Origin of the sequence: Actinomadura sp. NAK00032 (genome assembly GCF_013364275.1) — a bacterium.
Classification (GTDB): Bacteria; Actinomycetota; Actinomycetes; order Streptosporangiales; family Streptosporangiaceae; genus Spirillospora.
On the sequence record NZ_CP054932.1, the window covers coordinates 6,379,780 to 6,391,948 of the forward strand.

Consider the following 12,169-nt stretch of genomic DNA (forward strand, 5'->3'; position numbering starts at 1 on the left):
ACCCGACGAAGGAGACCTCATGGCGCAGGACCTGCTCAACGAACTGCATCGGCGCGGCATCAAGCTGCGCGTCACCGACGGGCGCCTGGACGTGCTCGCGCCCACCGGTTCCCTGACCCCGGAACTGCGGGCGAGCCTGCGGGCGAGCCGGGACGAACTGCTGGACCTGCTGCGGCGCGGCGAGTCGGAGGAGGCGCCGCCCGAGATCGCGCCGCGGCCCGAGGAGCGGTACGAGCCGTTCCCGCTCACCGACATCCAGCACGCGTACTGGGTCGGGCGCGGTTCGGCGGTCGAGCTCGGCGGCGTCTCCACGCACCTGTACTTCGAACTGGACGCCGAGGGCCTCGACGCCGCGCGGCTGAACGCGAGCCTGCGCAAGGTGATCGACCGGCACGACATGCTCCGCGCCGTCGTGCAGCCGGACGGCCGCCAGCGGGTGCTGCGCGACGTCCCCGCCTACGAGATCCGGGTCACCGACGCGGCGGACCTCTCCCCCGCCCGGCGGGACGAGGTGACCGCGGCGCTCCGCGCCGAGATGGACCACCGGGCGCCGGCCGCCGACGCCTGGCCGCTGTTCGACATCCGGGCCGTCGCGACGGGCCCGGGCAGGCTCCGGCTGTTCTTCAGCTTCGACATCATGATCCTCGACGGGCTCAGCCTCTACCTGCTGTTCCAGGACTGGCGGCGGTTCTACGAGGAGCCCGGCTGGACGCCCGAGCCGCTGGAGCTGTCCTACCGCGACTTCGTCCTCGGCGAGGAGCGGGCCCGGGAGGGCGACCGCTACAAGCGCGCCGAGGAGTACTGGCTGGACCGGCTGGAGACGCTTCCGCCCGCCCCGGCGCTCCCGCTGGCGACCCGGCCCGCGCAGCTCGCGCACACGCGGTTCACCCGCCGCGCGGCCCGCCTCCCCGAGGAGCGGTGGACGGCCGTCAAGCGGACCGCGCGGGCGCACGGCGTCACCCCGTCGGCCGTGCTGATGAGCGCGTTCGCCGAGGTGCTCCGGCAGTGGTCCGCGCAGCCCGACTTCACCCTCAACCTGACCCTGTTCAACCGGCCGCCGGCCCACCCGCAGATCGACCGTGTCATCGGCGACTTCACGACGCTGACGATGCTGGAGGTCCGCGACGACGCGGAGGCGTCGTTCGCCGGACGCGCCGGGCGGGTCCAGCGGCAGCTGATGCGCGACATGGAGCATCTCGCCTACAGCGGTGTGCGGGTCCAGCGGGAGCGGAGCCGGCGCCTCGGCAGCGGCCCCACCGCCGCCATGCCGATCGTGTTCACCAGCGCCCTGGTCTTCGGCACGCCCGACCACGACCCGTCGGAGGGCATCAGGTTCTTCGGCGAGCAGGTGCACGGCCTGACCCAGACGCCGCAGGTGTGGCTGGACCACCAGGTGTCCGAGGAGGACGGGGAGCTGGCCTACAACTGGGACACCGTCGACGGCCTCTTCCCCGCTGGCCTGCTCGACGACATGTTCGCCGTGTACAACGCGCTGCTCGACCGGCTCGCCGCGGACGAGGACGCGTGGGAGCGGCCCGGCCCGCTCGCCGCGCTGCCGGCCTGGCAGGCCGACGAGCGCCGGCGCGCCAACGCGCCCGCGCCGGCCACCGCGGGCGGCCCCGGCCACGCCGTTCCCGAGGCGGACGCCACCCTGTGCGGGCTCGTCGAGGCCCGGGCCGCCCGCACCCCCGGCGCGACGGCCGTCGTCGACTCCGCGGGCGAGCACACCTACGCGGAGATCGTCGCGAGCGGCCGCCGGCTGGCCCGGCGGCTGCGGGAGCTGGGCGCCGTCCCCAACACCCTCGTCGGCGTGGTCATGGACAAGGGCTGGGAGCAGGTCGCCGGCGTCGTCGGCGTCACCGCGTCCGGAGCCGCCTACCTGCCGATCGACCCGCAGTGGCCCGAGGCGCGGCGCGCGGACCTGCTGGAGCAGGGCGCGGTCGGGATCGTCGTCACCACGCCCCGGCTGCGGGACGCGCTCGGCTGGCCGCCCGGCGTGCGGGTGGTCACGTTCGCGGACGCCGAGGTCCGGGCGGCCGGCGCCGGCCCGCTGCCGGAGCCGCCCGCGCCCGGCGACCTGGCGTACGTGATCTTCACTTCGGGGTCCACGGGCCGCCCGAAGGGCGTCATGATCGACCACCGCGGCGCCGTCGGCACCGTCGCCGAGATCAACCGGCGGTTCCGGGTCGGCCCCGCCGACCGGGTGCTGGCCCTGTCGGCGCTGAGCTTCGACCTGTCGGTCTACGACGTGTTCGGGACGCTGGCCGCCGGCGGCGCCGTGGTGATGCCCGCCCCCGACCGGCACCACGACCCGTCCCACTGGACCGAGCTCGTGCGGCGGCACGGGGTGACGGTGTGGAACTCGGTCCCGGCGCTGATGCAGGCGTGGACGGACGCCCAGGTCCGGACGGACGGCGCCGCCGACTCCACGCTGCGGCTCGCCCTGCTCAGCGGGGACTGGATCCCGGTGTCCCTGCCGGACGCGGTCCGCGCGCTGCACCCCCGCGCCGAGGTGGTCAGCCTGGGCGGCGCCACCGAGGCGTCGATCTGGTCGGTCTGCTACCCGATCGGCGAGGTGCCCGCGGAGTGGAGCAGCATCCCGTACGGCAAGCCGCTGCGCGGCCAGACGCTCCACGTCCTCGACGGCGGGTTCCGCCCGCGGCCGGTGTGGAGCACCGGCGAGATCCTCATCGGCGGCGCCGGGGTGGCGCGCGGCTACTGGGCCGACCCCGAGCGCACGGCCGAGCGGTTCGTGACCCATCCGGAGACGGGAGAGCGCCTCTACCGGACGGGCGACCTCGGACGGTACCTGCCCGGCGGCGACATCGAGTTCCTCGGCCGGGAGGACCACCAGGTCAAGATCAACGGCTACCGGATCGAACTCGGCGAGATCAACGCCGCGCTGGAGCGGCGCCCGGACGTCGGCGAGTCGGTCGTGACCGTGCGGGCCGAGCCGCGGACCGGCCGGCGGCAGCTCGTCGCGTACGTGGTCCCCCCGGATCGCGGTGAGGGGGCGGGCACCGCGGCCGGCGGCGGCGACGCGCCCGCCCTGGACGGTGCGCCCGTCCAGGGCGGCTGGGACGCGGCCGTCGCCGCCGGGAACACCGAACTCGCCCGGGTCGCCGCCGAACTCGACGCCGACCTGTCCCGGTACCGGGAGGTCTGGCGTGCCGTGGAGCGGCTGTGCCCGCCGGTGATGGCCCGGACCCTCGCCCGCCTGGGGCTCTTCCGGAGCGCCGGGGAGGCGGCGACGAGCGCGGACATCGTCGGGCGCCACGGCATCAAGCCCGTGTACGGCGACCTCGTCGAACGGTGGATGGCGGTGCTCGCGGCCGAGGGATACCTGGCGGGCACCGGATCCGCCGGGGAGTTCCGCTGCGAGCGGCCCCTGGACGCGGAGGAACTCGACCGGACCGTCCGCGAGGGGCTGGACGCCATCGAGGCGGGGGACGGCGAGCGGGCCCTGCTCGGTTACTTCTCCGCATGCGCCGAGCGGCAAGAGGAGCTGCTTCGCGGCGAGGTCAGCCCGCTCAGCCTGCTGCTGCCCGGCGGCGACTCCGCGGTGACCGACGCGCTCTACTCCGGCAACCCGGTCTCGCGGCTGCAGAACCGGATCGCGGCCAAGGCGGCGGGCGCGTTCTGCCGGCGGGCGGCCGCGGGCGACGAGCGGACGGTGCGGATCCTCGAAGTGGGGGCGGGCACGGGCGCGACCGCCGCGGAGGTCTTCGCGGAACTGCCGGCCGAAGGCGTCCGCTACTCGTTCACCGACGTCTCCAAGTACTTCTGCCAGCGCGCCAGGGCGCGGTTCGGGGACCGGGGCTTCGTCGACTACGCGGTCTTCGACATCGACCGCCCGCCCGGCGACCAGGGCGTCGCCCCCGGCTCCGTCGACCTCGTCATCGCCGCCAACGTGATGCACGACGCCGCCGACCTGGACCAGAGCCTGCGGCACCTGCGCTCGGTGCTCGCGCCCGGCGGCCTGCTCCTGCTCATCGAGGGCACGGAGAACTCGCTCCAGCAGCTCGTGACCGTCGGTTTCCTGGAGGGCCTCGCGAAGGGCCACGGGGACGGCGAGGGGCCGCTGCTGCCGGTGCCGCGGTGGCGGGACCTCGCCGGCGCGGCCGGGTTCGCGCGCTTCGGCTCGATCCCCGACGGGCCGGCGGTCGTGGACGTCCACGTCCAGCACGTGCTGGCCGCGCTGGCGCCCGCCGGACGGCCGCGGCCGGACGCGGGCCGGCTGCGCGGCGGCCTGGCGGAGCTCCTCCCCGAGTACATGGTGCCGCGCCACTACGTGTTCGTCGACCGGCTCCCGCTCAGCGCCAACGGCAAGGTCGACCCGTCGGCGCTGCCCCTGCCGTGGGACCAGGAGTCCGCAGCGGACCTGGTCGCCCCGCGCGACGACATGGAGCGCACGCTCTTCGGGATCTGGAGCGACGCGCTCGGGCACGAGGACTTCGGCGTCGAGGACAGCTTCTTCGAGCTGGGCGCCGACTCCCTGCACGCGGTCAGCATCATCGACCGGCTCCGGGACGAGGCGGGACTCGAGGTGACCGCCGAGGAGGGCCTGGAGCTGCTGTTCGACAACCCCACGATCGGCGAGCTCGCGACCGCCGTGCGCGAGCGGATCGCGGCCCCGTGAGCGCCCCGGACTCCGCCGCCGAGGCGGGCCCGTGGGACGAGGTGGTCGTCGGCGCGGGCACGGCCGGCGCCGTGCTCGCCGCGCGGCTGTCCGAGGACCCCGGGCGGCGGGTCCTGCTCCTGGAGGCCGGAGCCGGATCCGGCGGCGCCGGATCCGGCGCGGCGGAGGACAGGTCGGGGATCCCGGTGCTGACCGGGAGGCACTGGGACTACTCGGCCCGGATCGATCCCGACGCCGCCGCCGACTGCCCCTACCCCCTCGGCCGGACCGTGGGCGGCACCGCGGCGGTGAACGGCGCCATCGCGCTGCGCGGCCTCCCCGCCGACTTCGAGCGGTGGGCCGCCGCGGGCAACCCCGCATGGTCGTGGGACCGCGTCCTGCCGCACTACATCCGGGTCGAGTCCGACGCCGACTACAAGGACGAGGTCCACGGCCTGGACGGGCCGGTGCCGATCCGGCGCACCGACCCCGCGGCGCTGAGCCCGCTCGCCGCGGCCTTCCTGCGGGCCTGCGGCGGGCTCGGCATCGCCGGGCTCGGCGACCTCAACGGCACGCGCCCGACCGGGGCCGGCCGCATCCCGCGCAACGAACTCGGCGACCGCAGGATGTCGCCGGACGTGACGCATCTGGCCGCCGCCCGGAGCCGCCCGAACCTGGCCGTGTGGGACCGGACCGAGGCGGTACGGGTGCGGCTGGCGGGCGGGCGCGTCACCGGGGTCGAGGCGGTCGCGCCCGGCGGGCCCCGGTTCGTGCCCGCCGGGCGCGTCACGCTCGCCGCCGGCGGGGTCGGCACGCCGCTGATCCTGCAGCGTTCGGGCATCGGCGACCCCCGCCGGCTGGCCGCGGCGGGGATCGAGCCGCTCGTCGACCTGCCGGGGGTGGGGCGCGGCCTCCGCGACCACCCGGCCGTGCCGATCCTGGCGACCCCGCTGCCGGGGGTCTGCCGGGCGGGGCTGCCCTGGTACGAGGTGATGGCCCGGCCGCCGGGCCCCGGCGGCGCCCCCGACCTCGGGATCTTCCTCGCCTCCAACGTCACCACCGCCGACGTGCCCCGGGTCGGCCCCATGCTGGGCGGGCGGATCGCCGCCATGGTCTCCGCCGTGCTGCTCGCCCCGGAGTCGCGCGGCCTGGTGCACGCCGCCGGCCCGGAGCCCGGCCGGCCGCCGGACCTGGTCCTCGGGCTGTGCGCCGAGCCCGGCGACACCGCGCGGCTGATGCGCGGAGTGCGGACGGCCTGGTCGCTCCTGCGCTCCGGGGAGATGAGCGGGTTCCTGGGCCGGCCGATCATCTGGACCGAGCGGATGGTCCACGACGACGCCCTGCTCGCGAGAGCGCTCAAGCGGTGGGTCACCCCGCTCTTCCACGCCTCGGGGACCGCCCGGATGGGCGGCGACGGGCTCGCGGTGGTGGACGAGCGGTGCCGGGTCCACCAGATCGAGGGGCTCGCGGTGTGCGACGCCTCGGTGATGCCCTCGCCGGTCAGCGCGCCGCCCGCGCTGACCTGCCTCATGCTCGGCGAAAGGATCGCGACATGGATGGCCTGACCACGGCGCCGGCCGGGGCCGGCCCGCCGGGGACCGGCACGGCGGCGGCCCCGTGGACGGTGCGCTGGAACCGCGTCCCCGCCCCCCGGCTCCGGCTGTTCTGCCTGCCGCACGCCGGGGGCGGCGCGTCCGTCTACCGCCCCTGGGCGCGGCACCTGCCCCCGGACGTGGAGCTGGTGGCGGTCCGGCTGCCCGGCCGGGAGGCCCGGTTCCGCGAGGCGCCGCTCACCCGGGCCGACGACATCGTCACGCGCCTCGTCGGCGAGATCGCGCCGATGCTGGACCGGCCGCACGCCTGGTTCGGCCACAGCATGGGCGCGCTCCTGGCGTTCGAGGTGTGCCGCGAACTCCGCCGCCGCGGCCTCGGCGAACCCGCCCGGCTCCTGGTCTCGGGCCGCGCGGCCCCCGACGTCCCGGCCAAGCGCTCGCCGGTCCACGACGCCCCGCTGCCCGACCTGCTGGCCCGGCTCCGCGAACTCGGCGGCACCCCGCGCGAGTTCCTGGACCCCGCCGTCATCGCGCCGCTCGCGCCCTCCATCCGGGCCGACTTCGCGGTCGTGGAGACCTACCGCCACCGGCCCGGCCCCCCGCTGGAGTGCCCGGTCTCGGTGTTCGGCGGCGACGCCGACGCCGAGACGACGGCCGACGACCTGCGGGCGTGGCGCCGCCACACCTCCGCGGGATGCGTCGTGCGGACGTTCGACGGCGGTCATTTCTTCTTGCACGACATGCCGGAGCGGGTCGTGCCCGTGATCGGGCGGGACCTTCCGGTGCCGCGCCCCGCGGACGTCCGCGAAGCGAATGGGAGGAAGCAGTGACGACGACAGAGCCGGCCGTTCCGCCCGCCGGCGGCGGCCCCGTTCTCCCCGACCGGTTCCCGCTGACCGACCTGCAGTCCGCGTACATGGTGGGCCGGAGCCAGGTCTTCGAACTCGGGGGGCGGCAGAACTACTACCTGGAGGCCGAGGCGGTCGGCTTCGACCCCGCACGGGCCGAGTACGCGGTCAACAAGGTGGTCGAGCGGCACGAGCACCTCCGGACGGTGATGCTCAAGGAGGGCGGCCAGCGGGTCATGGGGATCGAGGAGACCCCGCACGTCCACGTGCCGGTCATCGACCTCACCGACCTGGACCGGGACCGGCAGGAGGCGTCGATCCGGCAGATCCGGGACCGGATGTGCGGGGCCGGCCTGGACCCGGCGGGGTGGCCGCTCTTCGAGGTCGTCGTGAGCCGCGTCCGGCCGCACCGGGTGCGGCTGCACCTGCGGATGAGCCTGATCCTGCTCGACGGTTCGAGCATGCGCACGGTGGCGACCGACTGGATGGAGTACTACAAGGACCCCGAGGCCGTGCTGCCGCCCGTCCAGGAGACCTTCCGCGAGTGGCGGCTGTCCCGCCTGGCGCGCGAGGACGACGAGGAGTTCCGCAAGCAGTGGGCCTACTGGGAGGACCGCCTCGACACGCTGCCCGAGGCGCCGGCGCTCCCGCTGGCCCGCCAGGCGAGCAGCATCGACGCGGTCTCCTTCACCGGCCGGACCACCCATCTGAACGACGCCCAGTGGCGGCGGTTCTGCGCCAACTTCCGCAAGCACCGGGTGCTGCCCAGCACGGCCCTGCTGCACGTGTTCGCCGAGGCGCTCGGGGCGTGGGCCGCCAGTCCCCACTTCTGCCTGAACTTCGTCCACCAGTACGACCTGGCGTACCGCCCGGGCGGGCACGAGGTCGTCGGGCAGCGCAGCGCGACGCTGCCGCTGGAGGTCGACCTGCGGCACGACGAGGACTTCTGGGCGCGGGCGCAGCGGCTGCAGCGCAGGCTCTGGCGCGACATGGCCAACAAGGACGTCACCGCCGTGCGCGTCAGCCGCGAGATGGCCAAGCGCAACGGCTGGACGCAGCGCGCCGCGTTCCCCTACGTCTTCACCAACAACCAGGGGCCCGGCTACGACAGCATGCCCGCCGGACGGCCCGCCTTCCGGCTGGTCGAGCGCGTCCAGCACACCCCGCAGGTCCTCGTCGACAACCAGATCAGGGACGGCAGGGAGGGCGGGATCTCCACCAACATCGACTTCGTCGAGGAGGCCTTCCCGCCGGGCCTGCCCGCCGCCGTGGTGGACTGCTACCGGCGCATGCTGGCGGCCCTGGCCGGCCCGGACGGCGCCGGCACCGCGCCCGACCCGGTGCCGCCCGAGCACCGCGCCGTGGTCGCCGCCGCGAACGACACCGCCGCCCCGGCCCCCGCGGGCCGGCTGGAGGACGGCTTCCTGCGCCAGGCCCGGGCCCGGCCCGGCGCGGTCGCGCTCACCGCCGCCGGGCGCACGCTGACCTACCGGGAGCTCGAACGGGCGTCCGCCGCGGTCGCGCACGAGCTCCACGCCCGGGGCGTCCGCCGCGGGCACGTCGTGCCCGTGGTCATGGCCAAGGGCTGGGAGCAGGTGGTCGCCGTGCTCGGCGTGCTGCGGGCGGGCGCGGTGTACTGCCCGGTGGACGCGGACCTGCCCGCCGAGCGCATCAGGCTGATGGTCGAGGAGTGCGCCGCCCGCGTCGTGCTCCGGCAGTCGCACCGCACCCCGGCGGACCGCCCCGAGGACGTCCCCGCGCTGCACGTGGACGAGATGCACGTGGACGAGGTGCGCGCCGGCGCCGAACCGCCGCCCGCCGACGGCGACGAGAACGACCCGGCCTACATCATCTACACCTCGGGATCGACCGGGCGGCCCAAGGGCGTGGTGATCGAGCACCGCGCCGCGCTCAACACCATCGCGGACGTCAACCGGCGGATCTCCCTCGGACCGGCCGACCGCGTCTTCGGCATCTCCTCGCTCAGCTTCGACCTGTCGGTCTGGGACGTGTTCGGGACGCTGGCCGCCGGCGGCGCCCTCGTGCTCCCCGGCGCCACCGCCCGCCCCGACCCGCTCGGCTGGACGGCCACCGCCCGCGAGCACGGGATCACCGTGTGGAACTCCGTGCCGGCCCTGGCCGAGATGATCGTCGAGGTCGCCGAGCAGCGTCCCGAGCTGGGCCTGCCGCCGCTGCGCGCGTTCCTGCTCAGCGGCGACTGGATCCCGACCCCGCTGCCCGGCCGGATGCGCGCGCTGTGGCCCGGAGCGCGCGTGCTCGCCATGGGCGGCGCGACCGAGGCGTCGATCTGGTCGAACGTCTACGACGTCGGCGAGGTCGACCCGGACTGGCAGAGCATCCCCTACGGCGGGCCGCTGACGAACCAGACCATGAAGGTGCTCGACCACCGGCTGGACGTGCGCCCTCCCTGGGCGACCGGGGAGATCTACATCGGCGGCCTCGGCCTCGCGCGCGGGTACTGGCGGGACGAGAAGCGCACCGAGGAGCGGTTCGTCCACCATCCCGAGACCGGCGAGCGCCTCTACCGGACCGGCGACCTCGGCCGGTACTGGCCGGACGGCACGATCGAGTTCCTCGGCCGGGAGGACCGGCAGGTCAAGATCCAGGGCTTCCGGGTGGAGCCGGGCGAGGTCGAGGCCGCGGCCCGCACCCACCCGGACGTGCGGGAGTGCGTGGTCTGCGTCGACCGGGCCCCCGGCGGGAAGCGGCTGGTGGCGCTGCTCGTGCCGGAGCCGGGCCGGGTGCCCGGCCAGGCCGCGATCTCCGCCCACCTGGAGGCGCGGCTGCCCCGGTACATGGTCCCGGCCCGCGTCCACGTGGTGGAGAGGCTGCCGCTCACGCCGAACGGCAAGGTCGACCACGCCGCCGCGCTGGCCCTGCCCGGGCTCGACGCCGGCGCCGCCGACCGCGCCGGCCGCGACCCCGGCGACCCTGGCGGCGCCGGCGGCGCCGACCCCGCGCTCATGGAACGGCTGGGGGGCCTGTGCGCCGAGCTGCTGGAGATCCCCTCCGTGGGTCCCGACGACAACTTCTTCGACCTGGGCGGGAACTCGCTGCTCGCCCTGCGGCTGGTCAACCGGATCCGCGTCGAGACGGGCGTCGACATCCCGATGGGCCGGGTCTTCGAGGCGGCGACGGTGCGCGGGCTCGCCGGCCTGCTGGCGGGCGGCGGGCCCGAGATCTCCTGCCTGGTGGGCCTCGCCGAGGGCAGCGGGGAGGAGCTGTTCCTGTTCCATGTGCTGGGAGGCGCGGTGTCGCCGTACCGGCCGCTGGCCCGGGCATGGCCGGGCCCGGTGCGCGCCTTCCAGAGCCGGCCGCTCGTCGACGACTCGGAGGCGGCCTTCGCGCCGGACCTGGAGACGCTGGCGGCGGCGTACCGGGAGGAGCTGCTGCGGCACCGGCCGCGGGGCCCGTATCTCCTGGGGGGCGCGTCGATGGGCGGATCCATCGCCTACGAGGTCGGCCGCCAGCTCGCGGCCAAGGGCCACGCGTGCAGGATCGCCATGTTCGACACCGAGATCAGGGACATCCACCTGCCGCTCACCGACGCCGACCGGCACATCGGCTTCCTGCGCACGCTGCGGCTCGGCGACCCGCCGCCGGACGCGGTCGCGGCGATACGGGCGGCGGCCCCCGGTGAGCTGACCGCCGTCGCCCGGGACGCCGCCGTCGCGCACGGCCTGCTGCCCGGTGACATCGACGAGGCGGGCTACGAGCGCATGAAGCGTGTGCAGGAGCACGAACTGGCGCTGCTGGCGGCCTACCGGCCGGGGCGGCTGGACCAGCCCGTGCTGCTCTTCGTCGCGGCCGACGAGACCGGGCGTCCCGACACCGTGCCCGCGTGGCGTTCGGTGTGCCCCGGGATCGAGACCGAGACCGCTCCCGGCGACCACTTCTCGATGATCTCGCCCGAGCGGCAGCCCGGCCTCGCCGAACGCCTGCGCGCGTGGGCCGCGCGCGAGCCCGCGTCCACCGGCTGACGGCCGGTGGCGACGATCCCGCGGCCGAGCCTCCCGGCCGCGGGATCTTCGGGTCTCAGGCGTCGTTCCCGCGCGTGCGCGCCCACCGCCGCCGGCCGGCCAGCAGACCGACGCCCATGCCGCCGGCCAGCAGGATCGCGACCGACAGGGACGCCGCGAGCATGGACGGCGACTCGTCCCGCTCCGCGGGGGTGTTCTCCGCCGCCGCCGTCAGGCGCACGGCGGTGTCCCCCGCGAACCCGGCGCCGACCATGCCGGACTTCTGGGCGGTCCCGCCGCTGGGCGGGGTCAGCGTCAGCGCGGGCGCCGGGTGGGCCGGGTGCGGATCACTGTCGCTGGGGATCTGGTCCCAGGCCACCACCTGGCCGTCGCTCTGGTACTGGTACGCCTTGAAGTAGATCTTGCCGACGCTCGGCAGCGGGCCGCCGTACACCGACACCTCGTCGAACTGGTCCGGACCGATCTTGGCGGTGCCCGCCACGGCGGTCCAGGTGATCGAGCGCACGACCTCCCAGATCTCGTGGCCCTCGACGATGACCGGCTCGTCCAGCCGGACCTTGTTGATCTTGATCTTCCAGCCGGTCTTGGTCTGGGCGACCGCGGCGGGGATGAGCTCGGCCCGCGCGTCGGGGAAGACCACCTTCACCTTCACGGTGCTGGAGGTGTCCTGCTCGTTGGGGACGTGGAACGTCAGCTTGGTGAAGGCGCCCTGCGTCGCGCTGCCCGGCCGTAGCACGACGTGCGCGGCGGCGGCGAGCGCGCCGGTCACGACGAGGACGATCGCGCAGAGCAGCGACACGACCAGGCGGGATGAAGTACGGACCATTGCCTCTCCTAGGGATGACGGATCGTGCCCCGACGGTAGAAGCGGCCTCTCTCGCCTCTCTCAGGCCTCGATGAAGGCGCGGTCAGGCCCGTGTGCGTCCCCTGTAGGCGGTTCGTGCGCGGTCTGCCAGACCGGCGCGGCACCCTTGGTGCCACATGATCGGGCCGGCCGCCGGCAACCGGCTGCGCAGCGCCCGACGGGCGAATATCCGCGCGCAGGCCCGAGCGGACCGTCCCCAGCATGGCCGAAATGGCTCCATGGGGACCTTCCGGTTAATTCTGCATGCCCTTTTATTTTCACTTGGCCGGCAGCCCGTAAAACGC

At 75.2% G+C, this 12,169-nt stretch carries 5 protein-coding genes; 4 read left to right on the forward strand and 1 reads right to left on the reverse strand.

The annotated features are described in order from the left end of the window. Window positions 1–19 precede the first annotated feature (19 nt). Genes HUT06_RS29225 through HUT06_RS29240 form a run of 4 tightly spaced genes read left to right on the forward strand, consistent with a single transcriptional unit; the run spans window position 20 to window position 11,020 of the window. Window positions 20–4,639 (forward strand): non-ribosomal peptide synthetase, encoded by a 4,620-nt coding sequence (locus HUT06_RS29225; RefSeq protein ID WP_176198645.1) that lies wholly within the window; start codon window positions 20–22, stop codon window positions 4,637–4,639. Next, the gene (locus tag HUT06_RS29230; protein WP_176198646.1) at window positions 4,636–6,183 is read left to right on the forward strand and encodes a GMC family oxidoreductase; all 1,548 of its coding nucleotides are present in this window, start codon (window positions 4,636–4,638) and stop codon (window positions 6,181–6,183) included. Before HUT06_RS29225 ends, HUT06_RS29230 begins: the two co-directional genes overlap by 4 nt. Next, a complete protein-coding gene (locus HUT06_RS29235) occupies window positions 6,171–7,001 on the forward strand; it encodes a thioesterase II family protein (protein ID WP_176198647.1) in 831 nt (276 codons plus the stop codon). Before HUT06_RS29230 ends, HUT06_RS29235 begins: the two co-directional genes overlap by 13 nt. Next, a complete protein-coding gene (locus HUT06_RS29240; RefSeq protein WP_176198648.1) occupies window positions 6,998–11,020 on the forward strand; it encodes a non-ribosomal peptide synthetase in 4,023 nt (1,340 codons plus the stop codon). Before HUT06_RS29235 ends, HUT06_RS29240 begins: the two co-directional genes overlap by 4 nt. Before the next feature lie 55 nt (window positions 11,021–11,075). Here HUT06_RS29240 and HUT06_RS29245 read toward each other — a convergent pair whose 3' ends face one another. Further along, window positions 11,076–11,846 (reverse strand): YcnI family protein, encoded by a 771-nt coding sequence (locus HUT06_RS29245; RefSeq protein WP_176198649.1) that lies wholly within the window; start codon window positions 11,844–11,846, stop codon window positions 11,076–11,078. Window positions 11,847–12,169: the final 323 nt, after the last annotated feature.